Consider the following 22,465-nt stretch of genomic DNA (forward strand, 5'->3'; position numbering starts at 1 on the left):
GAGGGCATCCAAAAGGGAGGGCCCACGTTACTGCAACGGGCGAAAAACTTAAAGCTGTGGCACGGCCCAACCGATAAAGCGCTTGCGCAAAGCCGGATCGGCCCGGAGGAACAACTGCTGCAACTGCCCTTCCAGCTCGCTGGCAGCCACACCGGGTTGCGCCCCGCTGGCGGGCATAGCCACTGGCGGCGCAGCAACAGCGACTGCCGTCAGCGCCGCCTTGCCACCGCTGCGGTTGTATTCAGCCAGTTTGCCATTCCAATCCACCCCAAGCAGCATACCACTGGTCACCAGCGCATCCTGCTGGATAGCCAGCGCGCGACCATTCTCCTGCAACGCCACCACAGGAGCCTTTGCATACGCCTGCATCCCCCGCTCATCGGCCGGTACGCTGGCCGTCAGCTGCAAATGCTGATTGCTGCCCTTATAGCGCACCACCTGTGGCTCGGAGCGTACCTGCCGATCATTCTCGCTGCTGCTGCGACTGGGGATCACCCCCTCGAAGCGCACCAACAGTTGCTGTTCGCCATCCGCCAGGGTGGCATGCTGCTCATCCTGCAAGGTGCCGTTGCTCACCGCGAGGATGCGGAAATTCTCCGGCACCTTCACTTCCACCATGGCCTGCGCACTGCCAGCCCCCAAGCCTGCACAGAGCAGCACAAACCCGGTCAACCCTCTATTGCTCTTCATTCCCGCTGATCTTCCTGATGCCGATGATGGGCGCAGGGTAGCAGCCGAAGATGACAGAAAAATAACGCCGCTCAGAGCAGGTAGTTGGGTCGCTCGGCAAACCACTGGGCCAGCACTTGCTTGAACAGCCGGATCTTGCGCGGTACCCGCCGCTGCTGGGCATGCAGCACATGAAGCTGATGCAGACCGCTCTGCCACTCGTCAAGCACGGTCACCAGCTCCCCCGCCATCAGCAGCGATTCCACCAGCATCAGCGGGCACTTGGCATAGCCCATACCAGCGCGCGCCAGTTGCAACACTGTGCTGTAGTGGTTGGCCCGCACCTTGCCCTGCACCAGAATGTGTGCCTCTTCCCCCTCATGGATAAAGTGCCACTGCTCCCAGGCCGGATTGTGCCCCTGCAACAGGCAGCTGCGCCCGCTCAGCTCATAGGGAGTGGCGGGACGCCCCTCTCGCGCCACCAGTGCGGGGCTCGCCACCACCACATCCTTGAGCCGCCCCAGCGGCAGGGCCACCAGATTATCCGGCACTTCGCTCATGGCGCGCAGGGCGATGTCGTTCTCTCCCTGACTCATGTCGACCATCTGGTTGGTGAAGTTGAGCTCCACCTCCACTCCCGGGCAGAGCGCGGCAAAGCTGGTCAGCAGCTCGCTCACCATCCGATCGCCGGTGCTGACCGGGCAGGTAAAACGCAGTCGTCCGCAATCCTCTTCGGTCAGCGCCTGAATATCCTGCTCCGCCTGCCGAGCCAGCGCGAAGATCTCCCCCGCCTGCTGATAGAGGGTCTTCCCCGCCTCGGTCAGACTGAGCCGGCGGGTGGTGCGCTGCAACAGTTGCGCATTGAGGGAGGACTCCAGCGCGCTGACATGGCGGCTCAGCATCCCCTTGCTGACCCCAAGCGTATCGGCCGCAGCCGAGAAACTGCCGCGCAGCACCACCTCGTAAAAGCTGGCCAGATGGGCGATATCCATCATTAGCTCCAATATGGAAACAATGGGTTTATTTTACGCGCTTTTTCGCATTTTCTGTTGCGCTAGAATCGATACATCCCAACCAGGAGTGATGCAGATGAAAATTGTGATTGTGGGTGCCTCCGGCACCGTCGGCTCCGCGGTCAGTGAACTGCTTGCCAAAGATCATCAGGTGATCCGGGTCGGCCACAGCCGTGGTGATGCCACGGTCGACATGTGCGATCCCGCCTCCATCAAGGCGCTGTTTGCCCAAGTGGGCCAGTTTGATGCACTGGTTGTCGCCAGCGGCAGCGTGGCCTTCAACGGCCTGACCGAGATGACCGACGAACAGTGGCAGGTGGGACTGGAGAGCAAGCTGATGGGCCAGATCAACCTGACCCGAGCCGCCATTCCCTATCTGACTGACAAGGGTTCCATCACTTTGATCAGCGGTATTCTGAGCGAGGAGCCGATCAACTGGGGCGTGAGCGCCAGCACAGTCAATGGCGCCATCGATCACTTTGTGAAAGCGGCCGCCTGCGAGCTGCCAAGGGGCCTTCGCATCAACGTGGTGAGCCCCACCGTGCTGGCGGAGTCGATGGACAAATACGCCGACTTCTTCCCGGGGTTCGTGCCGGTGCCCGCCGCCAAGGTGGCGCAGGCTTACAAGAAGTCGGTGCTGGGCATCCAGACAGGTCAGGTGTTCAGGGTCAACGGCTGATCGCCGCTCGCTTGCCGCCAGACCAGCAATAAAAACGGGCCCCATAGCGGGGCCCGTCTGTTTCTCTGCCTCTCTCCATCGCCACCGGTAAACGTTTGTTTCTAGGCGACAAAAAAGAGCGCAACCCTTAGTCGATCAGACCGTACTGATCGCGCAGCACCTCGATGATCTCCAGCTTGGGATTGGCAGAACGCGCCAGCTTGTGGCCGATGATCTTCTCGGCGATCCCGACATAGGTGTTGGAGATATCCATCATCACTTCGGTCGGCAGCTTGTTGTCGCGGGCCAGGGCAAAACGTTCCGGCATGCGGTTCTTGTTGAGCAGGATGTCCGGATCCGGGAAGTGGTTGAGCAGCCACTGACGGAAACCCTCTTTGGACTTCTCGACAATCTGACCGTCGCGCAGGGCCGCGCCATCCCAGATACGGGAGCTGTCGGGGGTGCCCACTTCATCCATGTAGATCAGCTTCTCGTTGCCGGCGGCATCGTGGACGTAACCAAACTCGAACTTGGTATCGACGAAGATCTGATCCAGCCCGGCCAGCGCGTCGCTGATAACGTTGAAGCCCTCTTTGAGCAGCACTTCGTAGCGGTCGATGTCAGCCGGCTTGCTGAAGTTGAAGCCCTTATAATGGCGCTCGATATCGGCACGGGAGACGTTGACGTCATCAGCTTCCGGCACGCCATCCAGCCCAGTCAGCACGCCCTTGGTGGAAGGGGTGATGAGGATCTCCGGCAGTTTCTGATCCTTTTTGAGCCCTTCTGGCAGGGTAATGCCGCAGAACTCGCGCTCGCCATCCTTGTAGGCACGCCACATGGAGCCGGTGATGTATTGGCGGGCAATCGCCTCGATCATCACCGGACGGGCTTTTTGCACAATCCAGACGAAGGGGTGCGGAATATCCAGAATGTGGCTGTCGGCCAGTCCCTTCTCCTTGAACAGCTTGAACCAGTGGCTGGAGATAGCATTGAGCGCCGCGCCCTTGCCCGGCACGCCGTTCAGGCCATCCACACCTTGCCAGATGCAATCGAAGGCCGAGATGCGATCGCTGATCACCATGAGGGCGAGGGGCGCATCGGCCGGCACATCATAGCCTTTCTCTTTTATGAGCCGGGCACTGTCTTCGGGGGTCAACCAGTAGACGCTGCGCACTTTGCCGGAATGGACAGGTTTATCGGTACGGATCGGCAAATCGTCATTCACCGCCAATACTTGATCTGCAAGACTCATGGCTAATAACACTTCCTGTTTGTGGGGGGTAAACATCGCGAGTCCCTCACCCGCGCGCTCTGTTTGCAACGGACTGGCAAGGGGGCTCGCATCATCGAAAACCGCTCGGAATCCCCGCGTTTTCAGGGGGATTTTGATAACAAAACAGGGGCACAAGGCCCCTGTATTTATTCTGCTTTTGCTGCTGCCTGATCGGCCAGCCCCTTGGCGAACGCCTCGGACAGGCTGATATACATCTGGGAGATAACCCCGGACGATACCGGCTTCTTGTCCTTGTCGAACAGGGTGATGGAGGTCTTGCCTCCCGCCATTTCGCCAAGCTGGAAGCGGTATTTCTCCTCCTCCAGTTTGAACGGCTCGCTCCCTTTCGCCTTCCAGAACTCGGCACCCGGCTCTTCGTACTCGACGTCGATCCAGCCCAGAGACTGCTGGGTATCCTTGATGGTGAAACCGTAAGCAGGCAGTACCTGATTAAGGCGACGCCACACCTGATCAAAGGAACCTTCGGCAATCCAGGCGCTCAGCTCGTTGTTGTCCAGACCCAGTTGCAGACCCATGCCATCGTTGGACTTGTGCTGCTCGCGGGCTTTCAGCTGGCTGTCGTAATAGAGAGAGAACTGGTTCAGCACTCGCGCGGCATAGCGCTGGGCATCGGCAGGGGTCAGCTTGTTGCTGGTCTCGCCGTCGATGGTCTCTTCGTGATCCAGTACCCGGACCGACATATTGACGGCGTGGCGCTGGGCATCGTTGCGCACGGTGAACTGGTAACGCTGACGGATTTTGAAGTCTTCGTCATCTTCACCCCAGCCATCGAGGGCAACAGTGTTGTCAAACCAGCCGGTCTGCAATACGCCATCCTGCTGATCCAGCTTCTCGGTGGTGACCTTGTATTTGGCCAGGAAGTTCATCAGGAACGACCAGGTATCGCGCTCCACGCTCTGGCTGGTGCTCAGGGCATAGAAGGCAACGGTCGGTTCGGTTGCACTCTGCACCACCTGACTGCCCGGTACCACGGTCAGCAGCTGGGCGGGTGGACGCACATCGACCTGGGCGCCGAGGGCACCTTCACGGCTGCTCTCGGGCAGCGGCGGGATGTCGTACTGGCTGTTGAAGGTGGGGGCACTCAATCCTGCGGGGATCAAGAACGCGCGGCCCTCGAGGCGGGCATCTTCATAACCGAAGTCGCGGTTGGCCATTTTGCGATCCTGGGGGGTGCTGCAACCGGCCAAGACGGCCACAGTCGCAACGCTCAGCACCAGACGGGCTCTATTTCCCTTTCCATTAGATTTAAACACTCGCCATCAACTCCGCTGTGGTCAGTGCTCGCGCCATCAGCTGCTCGCCCTCGGGGGTGAGGTCAACCAGCGGCAGGCGCAAGGTGGCTGTTGCAATCAACCCCAGTTGGGCACAGGCCCATTTCACCGGGGTGGGGCTCGGTTCGCAGAACAGAGTCTTGTGCAACGGCATCAAGAGATTGTTGATGTCATGCGCCTGCCCGGCATCACCGGCCAGCGCAGCACGACACATGTCGGCCATCTGGGCCGCTGCAATATTGGTGGTGACCGAAATCACGCCATCGCCACCTTGCAGCATAAAATCACAACCAGTGGCATCGTCGCCACTGTAGAGAGCAAACTCCGGCCCGCACAGCTCGCGCAGCAGCGGGGTGCGGCTCAAATCGCCGGTTGCCTCTTTCAAACCGATAATGCCGGGAACCTTGGCCAGACGGGCCACGGTCTCCGGTTTGAGATCGCAACAGGTGCGACCGGGCACATTATAAAGAATTTGGGGCAGACCACTAGCCTCGGCGATCGCACAATAGTGGCGATAGAGACCTTCCTGAGTGGGCTTGTTGTAGTAAGGAGTCACCGAGAGACCCGCCACCACGCCGGTTTTGGCCAGTCGCTTTGCCAATTCAATGGCATGGGCAGTATTGTTGGAGCCGCAACCGGCGATGACGGGAATGCGTCCGGCGGCATACTCAACGGTCTTTTCAACGACGGCGATATGCTCCTGCTCGCTCAGGGTCACCGATTCCCCTGTGGTACCCACCGCAACAATGGCGCAGGTCCCGGCGCTGACATGATAGTCGACCAGTTTGGCCAGACTGGCCCAATCGACTTCACCTGAAGCCAGCATGGGGGTAACGAGCGCAACAATACTACCGCGTAACATGGACTTTTCTCCCGATTTTCAGGGGCGTAATGGTAAAGCTGACCCCTTTGAAAAACAAGGGAGAGAGGGGGCAAGCCGTGATACCATCCGGAACAAAAAGTAATGGACGAAAGTCGGCAGCGTCCCTCAGGGAGTGGTCATCAGGGCCGGAGGGTTGGCTTGCCAGCGCGGCTTTCGCAACGAAATAACGGACGAGAGAAGATTTATGACTCACTACCTGGTCGTAACGGCCATCGGCACGGACAGGCCTGGCATCGTCAATGAAGTGACCCGCCACGTCAGTGGCTGTGGTTGCAACATTGTGGACAGCCGCCTTGGCATCTTCGGCAATGAATTTACCTTTATCATGCTGCTCTCGGGCGACTGGAACAGCATGATGCAACTCGAAATCAGCCTGCCTCTGCGTAGCCAGGAGTGGGATCTCATCACCATGATGAAACGCACCGAGCGCCACCAGTCCCTGCAGTATGACGTCCGCGCCAGTGCCGACCTGTTGATCCGCGACGAGCCCGGCATCGTAAGCCAGTGCACCCAGTTCTTCAGCGAACATGGCTGGAACATTCAGGCGATGCAATCCATGACCCTGGAGCAGCAGCCATTCAACCTGCTGAAGATCAGTTTTCAGCTCAATCTGGCCAGAGAGGGTGAAGTGGAAGGTTCGCAAACCGCCTTCGCCGAATTCTGTCGTCAACTGGGTGCCGAATCGTTCGAGTTTATCGTCAATCGCAAACACGCCTGAGGGCGTTTTACCCGAGGAGACCCCATGCAACCACTACAAGCTGGCAGCCCCGCCCCCGATTTCTCCCTGCCCGACCAGAATGGTAATCAGGTCAGCCTCGCTGGCCTGCGCGGCAGGAAGGTGCTGGTCTATTTCTATCCCAAGGCAATGACCCCCGGCTGCACCACCCAGGCCTGCGGCCTGCGCGATGTGAACGCCGAGCTGGCCGCCCTCAATGTGGTGGTGCTTGGCATCAGCCCGGATCCGGCCAAACGGCTGAAAAAGTTCGAAGAGCGGGACCAGCTCAACTTCACCCTGCTGGCCGATGAAGACCACGCCGTCGCCGATGCTTTTGGCGTCTGGGGCCCGAAGAAATTCATGGGCAAAGAGTATGACGGCATTCACCGTCAGAGCTTCCTGATCGATGAAGAGGGCAAGATTGCCCACCACTTCGACAAGTTCAAAACCAGCGATCACCATCAGGTGGTACTGGATTTCCTCAAGGGATAACCCTCCCCTGCGTCATTGAAAGGCCTGCCATGCAGGCCTTTTTTGTCTGGTCAGCCGCCCCTTGCCAACGGATTTTTCTCACCAACTCCCCCGCCCAGATCAAAAAATTCATTTTATATATGGGTTAACGTGACCCAAGAATCATATTCCAGCGAGATATCCCATGAACATGAGCAACACTGAGCGTTTGATCCTGAGCAACCAGTACGAAATTCTGGCGAAACTCAATCCGGAGAAAGCGGACGCCTACCAGCGCGCAAGCACCATCATCGAGCGCGGCTACTGCCTGCAGATCCTCGAGCTGGAGAAGAGCTTCGGCCATCTGGATCTGGCGACCTGCCAAGAGGTAATCGACACCCTGGAGCTGCACCACGCACTGGCCATCTCATGGGGCAATCTGGATGTAGCCGATCAGGGCGAGATCAACGCCAGTCGGCTGGAGTTCAACGGCTACAGCCGCAGCCAAGAGCGTGAGCTGGCTGACTACGTCTGCTTCCTGCTGGAGGTGGACAAGCGCTTCCCCGAGCTCAAGTGCCCGTGCGACGAGCTCTCCAGCGACATCGCCATGCGCGACAAATACCAGCGGATGCTGCAGGTGTGGCGTCAGTGTCCACGTCAGTACAAGCTCTCCATCCAGGAGATCCGCAAGGTGCTGGCGGCCTGATCCGCATACCAACCGCAACAAAAAAGGCGCCACTGGCGCCTTTTTGCATCTGAAACGGGTTATTCGTAGAGAAAGGATTTATCGAGCTGCTGGAAGGCGGCCTTGAGGGTATCGGCCAGCTCTTCATAGCGCGGCTGGGAAACCAGCTGGCGGCGGCCACCCTGCTCGTTCATCTTGCCGTTGATCTCCCGATACCAGCTCGCCAGCGACGGGGGCAATCGGGTATCGGCACGCTGGCCGAGCCAGTAGTAGCCCTGCAGCGGCAAACTGAGCAGAAACAGCACGGAAGTGATGACAGAAGGCCAGTAGTGCAGCTCGCCAAACTGGAACTGCAGCATCACGCTCAACACCGCCAGTGCGGGGATCACCTTGAGGGCGAACTCGGTCGCCTTGATCACCCGATTTTCAGGAAACATCGAATTGAGCTCGGGACGGCGCGGCCAAAGCGTCATATAATGGCGGCCTTGCTGTAACTTAGTTCCAAAAATGTTCATGCTCATACTACCTCCGAGCGCTTTTTGAACGTACTAACGGCAAAACCTCGACAAAATTTGATGCAAAGTAACAAAGGTTGAGGATGACTTTGTTATTTTTCAACAATCGGGTTATCCTTTGTACGCCCATTTTTGCGTCAAAAGCTTCTTGCTATTGACCTGTCAGGGACGTCTGGATTTCGGGTCTTGTATCACTATACAAGGGGCAAGCAACAGATTGCCAACCCTCATAAGGATAAGTTGAAAGTTTTTGGCCGCACCGCGTCCAACGCATCCGCCTACACAACCCAATCTGCGATAGGATTTATTCATGAGTAAGCTGGTTCTTGTTCTTAACTGTGGCAGCTCTTCCCTGAAGTTTGCCGTCATTGACGCAACCACCGGTGATGACCTGCTGTCCGGCCTGGCCGAGTGCTTCAACCTCGACGACGCCCGCATCAAGTGGAAACTGAATGGCGAGAAGGGCAGTGCCGATCTGGGTGCGGGTGCCGCTCACCAGGAAGCGCTGGACTTCATCGTCAACAAGATCCTGCCGCTCAATCCGGAACTGTCCAAGAACCTGATCGCCATCGGTCACCGTGTTGTTCACGGCGGCGAGCGCTTCACCTCTTCCGTCGTTATCTGTGACGACGTGATCGACGGCATCGAAGCCGCCGTTCCGTACGCACCGCTGCACAACCCGGCTCACCTGATCGGTATCCGTGAAGCTCGCCGCGTATTCCCGGCGCTGGCTGACAAGAACGTGGCCGTATTCGATACCGCGTTCCACCAGACCATGCCGGAAGAAGCCTTCCTGTACGCCCTGCCGTACAAGCTCTACAAAGAGAACGGCATCCGTCGCTACGGCGCTCACGGCACCAGCCACTACTATATCAGCCTGGAAGCTGCCAAGCAGCTGAACAAGCCGGTTGAAGAGCTGAACATCATCAACTGCCACCTGGGCAACGGCGGTTCCGTCTGCGCCATCAAGAACGGCAAATCCGTTGATACCTCCATGGGTCTGACCCCGCTGGAAGGCCTTGTTATGGGTACCCGCTCCGGCGATCTGGACCCGGCCATCATCTTCTTCCTGCACGACAAGCTTGGCATGAGCGTGGCCGATATCAACACCATGCTGACCAAAGAGTCCGGCCTGCAGGGTCTGACTGAAGTGACCTCCGACTGCCGTTTTGTTGAAGACAACTACGACAGCAAAGAAGAAGCCAAGCGTGCTATGGACGTTTACTGCTATCGCCTGGCCAAGTACATCGGCGCCTACGCTGCCGCCATGGACGGTCGTCTGGACGCCGTTGTTTTCACCGGTGGTATCGGTGAAAACTCCGCCCCGATCCGTGAAATCACCCTGAACAAGCTGGGTCTGCTGGGCTTTGACGTCGATCACGACGCCAACCTGAAGGCTCGTTTCGGCAAGGGTGGCGAGATCACCAAGGCTGGTTCTACCAAGGCCCTGGTTATCCCGACCAACGAAGAGTGGGTTATCGCCCACGACGCGCTGGAACTGGTCGGCGCTTAATTGACGCAGTAACTCGAGGCCGCCCACAGGGCGGCCTTTTCCTGATCCCAAAAAATGAACAAGGGGTATAAAGTGGCACGCACTATTATGCTTATCCCGGTCGGCACTGGTGTCGGCGTAACTTCCGTGAGTCTTGGCGTTGTTCGCGCCATGGAGCGTCACGGTGTCAATGTCAGCTTCTTCAAACCGGTTGCCCAGCCGCGTCCGGGTGAAACCGGCGCAGAGCGCTCAACCGCCGTTATCCGCGCAGCTGCCAACATCAACCCGCCCGAGCCCTTCACCCTCTCCTACGCCGAGAACATGATCAGCTCCAGCAACACCGATATCCTGCTGGAAGAGATCGTTGCCCGCTTCGAAGAGCACGTGAAATCCAGTGGTGCCGAAGTGCTGGTTGTCGAAGGTATGGTGCCGACCGACAAGCAGCCCTTTGCCAACAAGCTGAACTACGACGTCGCCAAGGCGCTGGACGCTGACATGGTATTCGTGACCCACCCGGGCCATGACTCCAGCCAGAAGCTGAAAGAGCGCATTGAGCTGGCCTGCTCCAACTTCGGTGGTGTCAACAACCCCCGCATCGTTGGTTGCGTGATCAACAAGGTGGGCGCGCCGGTTGACGAGCATGGCGTAACCCGCCCTGACCTGACCGAGATGTTCGAGGCCCATCACCACGCTTCTGACGCGGCTCACAACCTGGAAGTGCTGCAAGTGTTTGGCAAGAGCCCGCTGCGCATCCTGGGTTGCATCCCCTGGAACACCCAGCTGATCGCCCCGCGCGCCAAGGATCTTGCCAAGCATCTGGCCGCCAAGATCCTGCACAAAGGCGAGCTGGACAGCCGCCGTTTGCAGACCGTGACCTTCTGTGCCCGCTCCATCCACAACATGGTTGAGCACTTCCGTCCGGGCAGCCTGCTGGTGACCTCCGGCGACCGCTCTGACGTCATCGTCTCCGCCTGCCTCTCCGCCATGAACGGCGTCAAGCTGGGCGCCCTGCTGCTGACCGGTAACTATCATCCGGAGCCGCAGGTAATGGCGCTGTGCCAACAGGCCATGGCCACCGGCCTGCCGATCATGATGACCGGTACCAACACCTGGCAGACCGCCGTAAGCCTGCAGAACTTCAACGTCGATATTCCGGAAGATGACCGCGAGCGTATCGAGCTGGTACAGGACTACGTCGCTGGCCACATCGACAAACACTGGATCGAGTCACTGACCGTCAGCTCTACCCGTTCCCGTCGTCTGAGCCCGCCGGCATTCCGTTATCAGCTGACCGAGCTGGCCCGTCAGGCCAACAAGCGTGTCGTGCTGCCGGAAGGTGACGAGCCGCGCACCATCAAGGCTGCCGCCATCTGTGCCGAGCGTGGCATTGCCCGTCCGGTGCTGCTGGGTAACCCGGAAGAGATCCGTCGCGTTGCCGAACAGCAGGGTGTGGTACTGACCGATCGCGTCGAAATCATCGATCCGGCCGTTGTGCGCGAGCGCTATGTGCCGCGTCTGGTCGAGCTGCGCAAGAACAAGGGCATGACCGAAGTGGTTGCCCGCGAGCAGCTTGAAGACAACGTGGTACTGGGTACCATGATGCTGGAGCGCAATGAAGTTGACGGCCTGGTATCCGGCGCGGTGCACACCACTGCCAACACCATCCGTCCGCCAATGCAGATCATCAAGACCGCTCCGGGCTCTTCACTGATCTCCTCCATCTTCTTCATGCTGCTGCCTGACCAGGTGCTGGTCTACGGTGACTGCGCGATCAACCCGGACCCGACTGCCGAGCAGCTGGCCGAGATCGCCATCCAGTCCGCCGACTCCGCAGCCGCGTTCGGCATCGAGCCGCGCGTCGCCATGATCTCCTACTCTACCGGCACCTCCGGCGCCGGTGCCGATGTAGAGAAAGTGCGTGAAGCGACCGAGCTGGCCAAGGCCAAGCGCCCCGACCTCATCATCGACGGCCCGCTGCAGTACGATGCGGCCATCATGGAGAACGTAGCCAAGTCCAAGGCACCGAACTCACCGGTTGCCGGTAAAGCTACCGTGTTCGTCTTCCCTGACCTGAACACAGGTAACACCACTTACAAAGCGGTGCAGCGTTCTGCTGACCTGGTCTCCATCGGCCCGATGCTGCAAGGCATGCGCAAGCCGGTCAACGACCTCTCCCGTGGTGCCCTGGTTGACGACATCGTCTACACCATCGCCCTGACCGGTATCCAGGCTGCTCAGGCTGACGAACAAGCCTAATCAGCATCCGCCTGAAAAAACCGATCACAAAGGCTGCTCACCCCAGGTGAGCAGCCTTTTTTATTGGTTCTCTCTTTGAAGACCAGTGAAACATGCCATCCGCACTTTGTTGCGCAGAATAATTCCATCCGGCACCTCCACAACGGTTTGAGCAGAGCATCTCGGAGAAGTTTGCTCGTCAAATCAAAGATGCATCTGAAATACATTCCAGATCATAAGGTTGGCTATACGGCGGCATTCATGGCTAAGCGCTTATAGCAAATCCGCCACCATCGGCATGAGAATTTGACCTGTTAGAAATAGCAGTGAAAAAGACCCGTTCGATACGCTATTTCTCAAACTGCCTACTCGGCAAAATCCAACATCATGGAGGAATGGAAATGCTGATGAAGAAGCTCTCTGCAATCATGCTGTTAGCCTGCTTGCCCCTGTTCAGCCAACCTGTGTTGGCCGCTGATAAAGCAGCGCCGAAGCAAACCACCACAGCCGAGGTCGCCAAGGAAGCCGGCAAGCTGAATATCAATACGGCCACCCTTGCCGAACTCACCAGCCTGAAAGGGATTGGCGACAAGAAGGCACAAGCCATCGTCGACTATCGGGAGAAACAGGGAAAGTTCACCTCGGTCGATCAGCTGGCAGATGTCAATGGAATTGGCCCTGCCACGCTGGAAGCCAACCGTGACATGATCATCGTCAAATAACGTCCGAGCTCTGCATATACGAATGGGGTAGCCTGTGGCTGCCCCATTTTTCTTGGAGTATCATGGCCGCACTTTAATCCCGCTGGATAGTTTTCCATGAAAAAGACTCCTCTGACAGTTCGCAAGGCCGTGCTCCCGGTAGCCGGTCTGGGTACCCGTATGCTGCCAGCCACCAAGGCCATCCCGAAAGAGATGCTGCCGGTGGTCGACAAACCGCTGATCCAGTACGTAGTGCGCGAAGCCATCGCCGCCGGTATCAAAGAGATCGTGCTGGTCACCCACTCGAGCAAGAACTCCATCGAAAACCACTTCGACAAGAGTTTCGAACTGGAAGCGACCCTCGAGAAGCGAGTCAAGCGTCAGCTGCTGGAAGAGGTGCAACAGATCTGCCCGAAAGACGTCACCATTATGCACGTCCGCCAAGGGGAGGCCAAAGGGCTGGGCCACGCGGTCCTCTGTGCCCGCCCGCTGATCGGTGACAACCCCTTCGCCGTGCTGCTGCCTGATGTGCTGATTGATGAAGTGGCCAGCGACCCGAAAAAAGACAACCTGGCCGAGATGGTGCATATGTTCGAAGAGAACCAGATCAGCCAGATCATGGTGGAAGCGGTTCCCGAAAGCGAAGTGGACAAGTACGGCATCGCCGACATCAAGGGCGAGGCCCTGAGCGAGGGGATGTCCCTGCCAATGCAGGCCATTGTCGAGAAGCCGCCCCGTGACGAAGCCCCCTCCAATCTGGCGGTGGTGGGTCGTTACGTCCTCTCCTCCAATATCTGGCCGCTGCTGGAGAAGACCCCGGCCGGTGCCGGTGACGAGATCCAGCTGACTGACGCCATCGCCATGCTGATGGAGCAGGAGCAGGTCAACGCCTACTTCATGAAGGGCAAGAGCCACGATTGCGGCAGCAAACTCGGCTATATGAAAGCCAATGTGGAATATGCCGTACGCCATCGTGAGCTGAACGGCGAGTTCATCGGTTGGCTGAAGCAGTTCGTCAAACAGTTGTAATCGCTAAAAAATCTGTTTTTTGTAGAGGTATTCGAGGAGCATCAAATGATGCTCCTTTTTCATTTGCGCAACAAAAAATCAATCAAGAGTAAATAAACTCTCAGCAAATCATAATGTTGTAATTTATTCACGCATGTTCTATAAGGGTTGAGGCGTGTTTCTCGCCCTTGCATAAAAAACTCAAAAAAATATAAGACACAGGTGGAAGTTCCAATGAATAACCCGTCAAAAGGGACCTTTTTAGGTCACCCTAAAGGGCTTTTTTTGCTCTTTAGTACCGAACTGTGGGAGAGATTCTCCTATTACGGCATGCGTGCCGTACTGGTGCTCTATCTGACCGACCTGACTGCCAACGGCGGTCTGGGCTGGAGTCAGGCAGATGCCCTCAAACTCTACGGTATCTATACCGGTCTGGTTTATATCACTCCGCTGATCGGCGGCTGGCTGGCTGACACCTTCCTGGGTCAACGTCGCGCCATCCTGATCGGTGCCGTGCTGATGGCCGCAGGTCAGTTCACTCTGGCACTGCCCCACGCCATGTTCCCGGATATGGTCAACACCATGTTCTACACGGGCCTCGCGTTGCTGATCGTGGGTAACGGCCTGTTCAAACCGAACATCTCCACCATGGTGGGTGACCTCTATGAAGAGGGCGATCACCGCCGTGATGGTGCTTTCACCATCTTCTACATGGGCATCAACCTGGGTTCCCTGCTGGCAGGTGTGATCTGTGGTGCTGCCGCCACCGCCTACGGCTGGCAAGCAGCCTTCGTCGGCGCCGGTATCGGCATGCTGCTCTCTCTGGTGATCCAGGCCACCATGGCCCAACGTTTCCTGGGTGACATCGGTCGTGTCACTGCCGCCCAGCGCGCAGCCGCCCTGCGTACTACCGAGCAGAAAGCACCGCTGACCAAGCAGGAAGTGGATCGCATCAAGGTTATTCTGGTACTGGGTCTGTTCACCATCATCTTCTGGGCCGGCTTCGAGCAGGCCGGTGGTCTGATGAACCTCTACACCCAGGAGTATACCGACCGCATGATCGGCAGCTTCGAAGTGCCGACTGCCTGGTTCCAGTCCCTGAACCCCTTCTTCATCATCACTCTGGCACCGGTCGTTGCGGCCATCTGGATCAAGCTCGGCAAGAAAGAGCCGAACTCTCCGGTGAAATTCGCCATGGGTCTGCTGTTCCTGGCTATCGGCTTCCTGTTCATGGTGGGTGCCGTGCTACAGCAGGGTGGTGACAACACCGTCAAGACCTCCATGTTCTGGCTGGTTGGCGCATACCTGTTCCACACCCTGGGCGAGCTCTGCCTCTCCCCGATCGGCCTCTCCATGGTGACCAAACTGGCTCCGCTGCGTCTGGCTTCCCTCATGATGGGTGCCTGGATGGGCTTTATCGCCATCGCCAACTATGCTGCGGGCTTTATCGGCTCCATTGTTGGTGAAGCCGGCCCGATCGCCATCTTCGGTGGCATCGCCCTGGCTGCGGTGCTGAGCGCCCTGTTGCTGCTGACCATGGCTAATCGTCTGGTTTACTGGATGCACGGTGCCGAAGGCCCGGCCAAAGAGCCGCAAGCTCAAGAGAAGAAACTACACTCCGCCACCGTCTAAACGGTCAGGATTGTAGACAACAGACAGGGCGCCCATCGGGCGCCTTGTCTGTTTTGGTCTCTAGTCAAGCAGCCTCAGTGATGACGCACCTGCACATTGAGCGCACTACCGCTGTCGCTGCGAAACTGCAGATCGAATGGTTCATGCCAGCTGCGTTTGTGCAGAGCGTAGTGGCTGTTGCGCATCAGACCAAGCGGTAATCCACCCGAGCGCATCAACCAGTGGGGGGAAGTGAGCCCGGCATTGGCAAATACCAGCCCATCGTGCTGATCAAACAGCAGAGCAGCCATGGCAAAAGCGTGGCGCAACCCGGACTCCATCAACTGATGGTTTAGGTAGTCGAGCAACCGGTGCGGTTGGCTCAGCAAACGGCTCTCGTTCTGCTGAAACTGGCGATAGGGCACGTTCATCAGAGAGCGCACCAGCGCCCCGCAAAATCCTGCATCCGTCCCCATGATGGGCATCTCCATCACCAGCACCAGCAGCTTGTCTTCCACCTTGAAGGTATCGGGAATGAAGAGGTGCCCAAGCCCCTTGAACGTGACCTGCCAGGGGCCCCACTCCTGCAATCCCGGTGGCTTCAGCCCGGCGAGCAAACGGCTGGCAGCCCGATCATGCGCACTGAAGTAATCCATATGCGCCATCAATTCGAGCTGCTGAGCTCGCGTGGAACTCCCATTCAGGCACTGGTCGATACTGCGATCGACCAGTGCGAAGTTCTCGAGGGGCTTGAGCAGGTAGTCCCGAGCACCGGCACGCAAGGCACTGGCGACCGCCTCCATGGAGCTCTGGGCCGAAATGACGATAACCGGAATATGGGGATAGCGCGCAGAGAGACAGGCGATTACCTCGCGGCCATCCATATTGGGCATATTGAGATCGCACAGTACCACGTCGGGATGATAAATCGCTGCAGCTGACAACCCTTCAATTCCATCCTCAGCCTGAAACACCGTTGCCCCGTCCCGCGCGAGGTAACTCACTAACGAATGGCGAAAAACTGCTTCGTCTTCCACCACCAGGATCCGCAGTCCGGGTTTTGGCATGTTGACAAAAACCTTATGAGTCAATTGTTTATTTAAGTAATAAGACTAGTCTAAATCAGCAGAAATGCCGCGTGCCTTGCGTCACAAATAGCCGGATTGGCTAATCTGCATACCAAAATAGTGCAAGCTGCTGGATTATCGACACAATCCCGCTCTCCCTGCTCAACGCTCCGCGGTACGCTCAATTTTCACCACCCGACCATGCAGGGCACTCACTTGCAGTGTGACGAATTGTGCAGGAGAGCACCATAGGGGATAATGCCCCCCACTCCAGCTCGTGAAGAAGACCATGACCCCAGCCGAATACAGCGCCCTTGCCCACCCAAGATTGTCCCATCCGGCTCGCAGTCTCTATACCCTGCAGCTGCGCCGACTGGTGCTGGAAAATCAGGCGGCCCGGCTCAACTATCCCGAGCTGGGTCGGGCGCTGGCAGTGGTCGATCCGGGTGATCCCTGCGGCTTTTCGTTTCAGGTCAATGCCCGCCAGCTCACCGAACTGTTCGATGAACTGATGGAGGCGGGCCTGCTGCAAGTCGAGACCCAGCCCGAGAGTGAGCACTACCATCAGTGCCCGTTCCAATTGCCATTGCTGACCCAGAAGTTGCGCAGCCCGCTGCCGGAGCGCCCCTTCCAGATGCATCTGCAATGGCGACCGGACGAGGAGCTGCCCGCCCTCGCCCGCCTGTGCGGAGTGATCGATGCCAGCTATAGCGAAGAGGATCTGGGAGAATTTATCGCCTACTGGCTGGGGCGCCCCGAGGTGTTCGACTCCCAGCATCAATGGATGCTCAAGTTTATTCGCGCCCTCAAGACCCGCCGCTATACCCGTCGCAAGCCGATGGAGGTGCAGGGCTACCAACAGGTGACGCCGGCCCCGGCAGAGTCGGGCCCCAGCAAACGGGCCCAACAGATGATTGAAGAGGCCAAGCGACTGGCCCAACAGCAGACGCAAGAACCCGCTGCGCAGCAGGAGCCGGATAATGATTGATAGCGGCCCCCGCCTGCAGGCAGAATCAACCCCTTGTCTACCCATCCCTGATCGAGCAGAAGGAGCATTCCATGACTGACCCGCAAGATCCCCTGCGCCAGGAGCTGGAAGAGATCGAAGCCAAGCGCCAGAAGATCGCCAAGGCCAAGCAGGATCACCGCATTCACGACCCGGAATTGAGCCGCCATGTGGGTGGCCTGCTGGAGCGCATTCGTCGCCTGCAACAAGAGACCGGTGGCGGCCAGTATGACTACGAGACCCTGCGCAAGGAGTACGACGCCAAGGCCAACGCCGAGGTGCGCGAGCTGCAGAAGGCGGCCCGTCAGGAGCGGATCCAGAAGCTGATCGCCCAAGCCGACCTCAACCCCGACTGGGTATTTGACAAGATGGATGCCACAGATCCGGCGCTGCAATACCCCATCGAAACCGCCCGTTACTTTATCAGCGGTTTCGAGCACTGGGAGAAGAGCGGTGGCGGCTGCATGCTGATCTACGGCGACTACGGCACCGGCAAGTCGACCCTGGCGGGAGCGGTAGCGCATGAGCTGATCGCCCGTCACCAGAAATCGGTGATCTTCCAGCAGTGGGCCTCCATCGTCGATCGGCTGTTCTTCAACGTCATCCCCGATCAGGACGAGCGCAACCAGTACCGCCGCGCGCTGGAAGAGGTGGATCTGCTGATCATCGATGAGGTATCGGCCAACCGCGCCAAAATGGCGGAGAGCCAGTCCAGCTTCCTCGGCCACCTGCTGCGCCGCCGTCGCAACCTGTCAAAGAGCGTCATCATCATCACCAACCACACGCCCCAGAGCCTGCATCAGGCGATCGGTGATTTCAGCTATGAGGCGATCAAGGCATTCAATCCGGTGGATATCCACCTGAGCGGCCCCAGCCGTCGCCCCAGCATCGGCAACTACAACGGCTGATGCCTCTCAAAGAGTGCGAGTCGCTGACGGCTCGCACCTTCTCCTCCTTGCTGCCTCACAAATAGAAACAACTCTCATTTACAGCAGGCGAACAAGCCACTAGGCTAGCCCCTTTTGCCAAGGGAGCTCAGCTATGCCAACCACACTGATTTTCGGAGCCAGCCGCGGGCTGGGCCGCGCCTTTACTCATCACGCCCTGAGCCAGGGTCACCGGGTCGTTGCGCTGGTACGCAACCCCGAGATGGCCACAGAACTATGTGCGCTGGGGGTCGAAGTCATCGAAGGGGATGCGCTGGATCCGGCTGCGGTGCAGCAGGCATGTGCCCGTGCGGGGCAAGATACACAGGTCGTCTCCACCCTCGGCAGCTTCCGTCAGGCCGCGCCGGTGGACTATCAGGGCAACCGACATGTGATCGATGCCATGGAGCAGGCAGGCCTGCAACGGCTGCTGCTGGTCACCTCCCTCGGCTGTGGCGACAGCTGGCAGTATCTGCCGGAGCGGGCCCGCGCCGCCTTCGGTCACGAGGTGCGCCTCAAGAGTCTGGCGGAGAGCTGGCTGCAGACCAGCGCCCTCGCATGGACCATTCTGCGCCCGGCGGGCCTTCAGGATGGCGACGCCACCGGCCGCGCCGAACTGAGTCAGGGCAAGGAGGTACACGGACTGGTGCGCCGCGCCGATGTGGCCGCCCAAGGGCTGCGCCTGCTGGCGGATGAGACGGCGGTGGGGCAGATCTACGCCATCGGGGATCCCGAACTCCAGCGTGGCTAAAGCAGCAGTAAACCGCTTAACCCCACCACATAACAAAACGGTCAGCCCAAGGGCTGACCGTTTTCGCTTTACCGCACACGCTATCTCACGGGCGCTTGCCCTATCCCGCTTAACCGGCGGTCGTCTCACTCTGCACGATCGGCTGGCTGGCCACCGGCAATGACTGCTGCCGCCAACGCAGCAGCAGGCAGGCCAGCGCGCCGTAGAGCAGCGCCAGACCCCATAGTTGCCACCAGTAACGGGAAACCTGCGCAAAGTCGGCCCCCATCTGGTTAAGGCGCAGAAAACCCTCGATGGCGGGGATAGTGGGCACCCACTGAGCCAGCCAGTTGAGGGGGGCCGGGATCAGCTCCAGCGGCCAGATAAAGCCCGCCAGAAAGACCAGCGGCAGGGAGGAGAGGAGCACCACCTGAGTGGGCAGATCGCGCCGGGTAAAGAGGGCACCCAACACAATCCCGAACCAACATGTGGCCAGCAGGAACGGCAGGGCAAACAGCCAAAGCTGCACCGGATCTGCATGACGAGCGATATTGTAGTGATCGAAGCAGAAGCCGAGGAAGTAGCTCACCGGCAGCAGGAACAACCCAGCCAGCACAAGAGTTCTGGCCAGCAGCAGCGGCAACACCGGCGCGCTTTGCCAGTAACCATGCTCACCGCGACAACTGCGCTGGTTCTGGGTCGCCCCCAGGATCCCCGCCCCCATCAGCAACACCTGATGGAGGATCAGCACGAACACCGCCGGCACCACGTAGTTCACATAACCCATTGTGGGGTTGAACACCGGCACCACGTTGAGGGCCACCGCATTCCAGCCCATGGCCGCTTGTGGCAGCGCCTCGCCGTGGCTCAGCAGCCGCGCCACCTTCACCTGCGCGGCGAGAGTGCCACCGGCCTGCGCCAGTCCTTCGGCAATGGTGCCGTAGACCAGAAAGTAGGAGGCATCACCGGCATAGCTCAGGGTGACGCTCTTGCCCAGCATCAGGTCCCGATAGAAGTGGTTGGGGATGTGCAGGATCCCGCTCGCCTCCCCGGCCATCATCAGCTGGCGCGCCTCGGCCAGCGAATTGGCCCGCGCAACCAGCTTCACCTGCGGCGTGGCATCGGCCATAAACTCCAGCTGACGGGACAACTGACTGCCATCGTCGTTGACCACCACTACCGCCTCTTCCCGTGGCAGCTGATGCAGATAGGGCTGGGGATAGAGAAACGAGTAGAAGATCACCCCGCCAAACAGGGTCAGCATGATGGCGCGATCCGCCAGCAGGGTGCGCAGCTCTAGGCGCAACAGATCGACAAATCCCAGCATCACTCAGGCTCCTTTTCAGCGACTGCCACTGCGGCTGATTGACGTGCCAGCTCGGCCTGCTGCTTGTAACGGCGCACCACCAGCAGCAAGGGGAGCAGGAACAGCAGCTGAGCCCCCAGTTGCGGCAGCGCCGATGCGAGGGGCAGACCGTAGTTGCTCTGACCAATCTGCAGCTCGACATAGTGAGAGACCGGCAGCAGGCTGCGCCAGAAGCGGGCGAAATCCCCCATGGCACTCACCGGAAAGGTGACTCCCATAAAGGCAAAACCGGGCGCAGTGTAAGCCCCCGCCAGCGACAGAGCGCGGGCCGGATCCCGGATAATGCCGTAGAAAAAAGCCCCCATGGTGACGCAGGCGGCCGAGGCGAGCCCCAGCCCCACCAGCAATACCAACCAGCTACCGTGCATGGGATAGGAGAAGCCCTTGAACAGCAGCAGCGTCCAGACAATCCCCCAGCCCCAGCCAATCAGCACGTGGGGCAGCAGGGTGCGCCAGAGGCCAAACCAGACGCCGCGAGTGGTCCAGTCCAGCCCCAGCCGATCGGTACGGGCCAGCGCATTGAGGCCGAACAGCACCACCAGGATCTGCCACACCGCGGGCAGAATGGCGCTCAGCAGAAACTGGGCGTAGCTGGAGTTGAGGTTGTAGAGCGCAGTGACCTGACTGCTGATGGGCACCGACTGCCCGAGCGCACCGGGCAGCGCCTTGCCATCGGCCATCGCCTCCAGCACGCCTACCTGACCATTGAGGGTACCTACCACCTGTGCCAGCGCAGAGTTGACCAGCTTGGCGATGAGGATAAACTGGCCGTTGTTGAACACCGTCACCTGCGGCTGGGTGCCCTGACGGGCATCCCGCTCCAGATGGTTGGGGATCACCACCAGCGCATAGATATCGCCACCGCGCAGGGCTCGGGCTCCGGCATCGATGGAGTCAAACTGTTGCACCACCTTGAGCCCGGCCGAGCCATCCAGCGAGAAAGCGAGCTGGCGCGACAGCACGCTGTGGTCGAGATCCACCAGCCCCACCTTGAGGTCGCGGGCCAATCCAGCCGAGAAGATCCAGCAGAGGATCCCCATCAGCAGCAGCGGCACCCAGCTCATCAGGGCACGGCTGAACGGATCCTGCCACAGCAGCCGAAATTCACGTCCCATCAGAGTTCAACCAGCACACTCATGCCAACCCGCAGCCCCTCAACCGGTTGCAGCGGGCGAGCCTCCACCTGGAAGCTCTTCATATCGAAACCCTGACGGGTATCGGTGGCGCGCCAGGTGGCAAAATCCCCCATCACGGCCACATGGGTCACCTTGAAGCGCACCATCTGATCGCCAAGGCCCGGGATGCGGGTATCAAACTCGGTACCGACCGGGAAACGGGGCAGCAGATCCTCGCGAACGTGGAACTGGGCCCAGGCATCGTTCATGTCGAGCAGGGTCACCACCGGGAAGCCTTGCGGCGCCAGCTCGCCGCTACGCAGCAGCACCTGACTCACTTCACCACTGTGGGGGCTGGTGATGCGGGTGTCGGCCAGATAGGCCTCAACCTCGGCAACAGAACCCGCCGCCATCTTGGCCTTCTCGCGAGCGGCGATCTTGGTCTCTTCCCGCGCCCCTTCCAACGCCATCTGGTACTGCTGCCACGCCATCCCTTCGCTGTAGCGGGCGGCTTGCCAGGCAGTCCAGGCCTCGTCGCGTTTTTGCAGCGGCATTACGCCGTCGCGGTGCAGGCTGGCGACCCGCTCATAGGTCTTGCCACGCAGTTGGGCGGCAGCCTTGGCTTTTTGCCACTGATCCTTGGCGGCAGCGATCTGTTGGGCTCGGGCCCCTTTCTCTGCCTCTTGCGCCAGCGCCCCCGCAGCGGCCTCACCGGCCTTGGCCTGGCTCAGCTTGGCTTCAATCTCGGGGCTCGCCAGGGTAAAGACCAGCTGATCCTTGGTCAGCTGATCACCCTTTTTCACCAGCACCTCGTCGATGCGGCCCGGCACCTTGGAGGAGACCGAATATTGTTGCGCTTCAATCTGCCCTTGCAGATGCACCGGCTCCGGCTGATAAGCGAGCCAAAAGCGCCAGCCGAGCCAGACCACCAGGATCACCAGCGCCAGCGGCAACAACAGCGGTTTACCCTGGCTCATCTTCTTTTTGATGGGGGGATGGCTCATCACTTCACCTCGACAAACGGGCGACCCTTGGCGGTCGAAACAGAAATAGAA

22 protein-coding genes are annotated in these 22,465 nt (G+C 59.2%); 12 read left to right on the forward strand and 10 right to left on the reverse strand.

Annotated elements, in window-relative coordinates:
* Positions 1–48 precede the first annotated feature (48 nt).
* The gene (locus G5137_RS17125; RefSeq protein WP_421255704.1) at positions 49–690 is read right to left on the reverse strand and encodes a DUF2057 domain-containing protein; all 642 of its coding nucleotides are present in this window, start codon (positions 688–690) and stop codon (positions 49–51) included.
* A 71-nt stretch (positions 691–761) separates the two neighbouring features.
* Entirely contained in the window at positions 762–1,661 is a 900-nt protein-coding gene (locus G5137_RS17130) for a LysR family transcriptional regulator (RefSeq protein WP_421206030.1), read from the reverse strand.
* A 97-nt stretch (positions 1,662–1,758) separates the two neighbouring features.
* Between G5137_RS17130 and G5137_RS17135 the strand changes: the two genes are divergently transcribed.
* Complete coding sequence (locus G5137_RS17135) at positions 1,759–2,361, forward strand: short chain dehydrogenase (RefSeq protein ID WP_236372506.1); 603 nt, start codon at positions 1,759–1,761, stop codon at positions 2,359–2,361.
* Between the two features lie 127 nt (positions 2,362–2,488).
* Here G5137_RS17135 and G5137_RS17140 read toward each other — a convergent pair whose 3' ends face one another.
* From G5137_RS17140 to dapA, 3 genes are all read right to left on the reverse strand, one after another.
* A complete protein-coding gene (locus tag G5137_RS17140; protein WP_254204765.1) occupies positions 2,489–3,592 on the reverse strand; it encodes a phosphoribosylaminoimidazolesuccinocarboxamide synthase in 1,104 nt (367 codons plus the stop codon).
* 167 nt (positions 3,593–3,759) lie between these two features.
* A complete protein-coding gene (gene bamC, locus G5137_RS17145) occupies positions 3,760–4,887 on the reverse strand; it encodes an outer membrane protein assembly factor BamC (protein WP_005349235.1) in 1,128 nt (375 codons plus the stop codon).
* Positions 4,880–5,767, reverse strand: a complete 888-nt coding sequence (gene dapA / locus G5137_RS17150) for a 4-hydroxy-tetrahydrodipicolinate synthase (protein WP_139410839.1) — start codon at positions 5,765–5,767, stop codon at positions 4,880–4,882. The genes bamC and dapA overlap by 8 nt, the downstream gene beginning before the upstream one ends.
* 205 nt (positions 5,768–5,972) lie before the next feature.
* On the opposite strand from dapA, the gene G5137_RS17155 reads away from it, so the two are divergent.
* From G5137_RS17155 to G5137_RS17165, 3 genes are all read left to right on the forward strand, one after another.
* Positions 5,973–6,506 (forward strand): glycine cleavage system protein R, encoded by a 534-nt coding sequence (locus G5137_RS17155; RefSeq protein ID WP_005349229.1) that lies wholly within the window; start codon positions 5,973–5,975, stop codon positions 6,504–6,506.
* Positions 6,507–6,530: 24 nt separating this feature from the next.
* Positions 6,531–6,995 (forward strand): thioredoxin-dependent thiol peroxidase, encoded by a 465-nt coding sequence (gene bcp, locus G5137_RS17160; RefSeq protein WP_421206033.1) that lies wholly within the window; start codon positions 6,531–6,533, stop codon positions 6,993–6,995.
* A gap of 163 nt (positions 6,996–7,158) precedes the next feature.
* On the forward strand, positions 7,159–7,659 hold the full coding sequence (locus G5137_RS17165; RefSeq protein ID WP_421206034.1) for a YfbU family protein: 501 nt from the start codon (positions 7,159–7,161) through the stop codon (positions 7,657–7,659).
* 59 nt (positions 7,660–7,718) lie between these two features.
* Here G5137_RS17165 and yfbV read toward each other — a convergent pair whose 3' ends face one another.
* Positions 7,719–8,159, reverse strand: coding sequence for a terminus macrodomain insulation protein YfbV (gene yfbV, locus G5137_RS17170; RefSeq protein ID WP_005339116.1), 441 nt, complete (start codon positions 8,157–8,159; stop codon positions 7,719–7,721).
* 304 nt (positions 8,160–8,463) lie between these two features.
* On the opposite strand from yfbV, the gene G5137_RS17175 reads away from it, so the two are divergent.
* From G5137_RS17175 to G5137_RS17195, 5 genes are all read left to right on the forward strand, one after another.
* Positions 8,464–9,666 (forward strand): acetate kinase, encoded by a 1,203-nt coding sequence (locus G5137_RS17175; RefSeq protein ID WP_421206035.1) that lies wholly within the window; start codon positions 8,464–8,466, stop codon positions 9,664–9,666.
* Positions 9,667–9,720: 54 nt separating this feature from the next.
* Positions 9,721–11,901 (forward strand): phosphate acetyltransferase, encoded by a 2,181-nt coding sequence (gene pta / locus G5137_RS17180; protein ID WP_005339119.1) that lies wholly within the window; start codon positions 9,721–9,723, stop codon positions 11,899–11,901.
* Positions 11,902–12,281: 380 nt separating this feature from the next.
* Entirely contained in the window at positions 12,282–12,602 is a 321-nt protein-coding gene (locus tag G5137_RS17185; protein WP_021231962.1) for a ComEA family DNA-binding protein, read from the forward strand.
* Between the two features lie 96 nt (positions 12,603–12,698).
* Positions 12,699–13,610, forward strand: a complete 912-nt coding sequence (galU, locus tag G5137_RS17190) for a UTP--glucose-1-phosphate uridylyltransferase GalU (RefSeq protein ID WP_227341976.1) — start codon at positions 12,699–12,701, stop codon at positions 13,608–13,610.
* Between the two features lie 213 nt (positions 13,611–13,823).
* Positions 13,824–15,221: a peptide MFS transporter gene (locus G5137_RS17195; RefSeq protein WP_227341975.1), complete on the forward strand. Its 1,398-nt coding sequence runs from the start codon at positions 13,824–13,826 to the stop codon at positions 15,219–15,221.
* 74 nt (positions 15,222–15,295) lie between these two features.
* Here G5137_RS17195 and G5137_RS17200 read toward each other — a convergent pair whose 3' ends face one another.
* Positions 15,296–16,267, reverse strand: a complete 972-nt coding sequence (locus G5137_RS17200) for a response regulator (RefSeq protein WP_421206036.1) — start codon at positions 16,265–16,267, stop codon at positions 15,296–15,298.
* 289 nt (positions 16,268–16,556) lie between these two features.
* Between G5137_RS17200 and G5137_RS17205 the strand changes: the two genes are divergently transcribed.
* The 3 genes from G5137_RS17205 (at position 16,557) to G5137_RS17215 (ending at position 18,950) form a co-directional block, all read left to right on the forward strand.
* Entirely contained in the window at positions 16,557–17,255 is a 699-nt protein-coding gene (locus tag G5137_RS17205; protein WP_421206037.1) for a DnaT-like ssDNA-binding domain-containing protein, read from the forward strand.
* 71 nt (positions 17,256–17,326) lie between these two features.
* Positions 17,327–18,181, forward strand: coding sequence for a DnaA ATPase domain-containing protein (locus G5137_RS17210; RefSeq protein ID WP_042010405.1), 855 nt, complete (start codon positions 17,327–17,329; stop codon positions 18,179–18,181).
* Positions 18,182–18,314: 133 nt separating this feature from the next.
* On the forward strand, positions 18,315–18,950 hold the full coding sequence (locus tag G5137_RS17215; RefSeq protein WP_421255705.1) for an SDR family oxidoreductase: 636 nt from the start codon (positions 18,315–18,317) through the stop codon (positions 18,948–18,950).
* A 109-nt stretch (positions 18,951–19,059) separates the two neighbouring features.
* On the opposite strand, the gene G5137_RS17220 is transcribed toward G5137_RS17215, so the two are convergent.
* Genes G5137_RS17220 through G5137_RS17230 form a run of 3 tightly spaced genes read right to left on the reverse strand, consistent with a single transcriptional unit; the run spans position 19,060 to position 22,414 of the window.
* Positions 19,060–20,256 (reverse strand): ABC transporter permease, encoded by a 1,197-nt coding sequence (locus G5137_RS17220; protein ID WP_421255706.1) that lies wholly within the window; start codon positions 20,254–20,256, stop codon positions 19,060–19,062.
* A complete protein-coding gene (locus G5137_RS17225) occupies positions 20,256–21,410 on the reverse strand; it encodes an ABC transporter permease (protein WP_421255707.1) in 1,155 nt (384 codons plus the stop codon). The genes G5137_RS17220 and G5137_RS17225 overlap by 1 nt, the downstream gene beginning before the upstream one ends.
* Positions 21,410–22,414: an HlyD family secretion protein gene (locus tag G5137_RS17230; protein WP_421255708.1), complete on the reverse strand. Its 1,005-nt coding sequence runs from the start codon at positions 22,412–22,414 to the stop codon at positions 21,410–21,412. Before G5137_RS17230 ends, G5137_RS17225 begins: the two co-directional genes overlap by 1 nt.
* Between the last annotated feature and the right edge of the window lie 51 nt (positions 22,415–22,465).

Source organism: Aeromonas sp. 600282 (assembly GCF_049175755.1).
Classification (GTDB): domain Bacteria; phylum Pseudomonadota; class Gammaproteobacteria; order Enterobacterales; family Aeromonadaceae; genus Aeromonas; species Aeromonas veronii_A.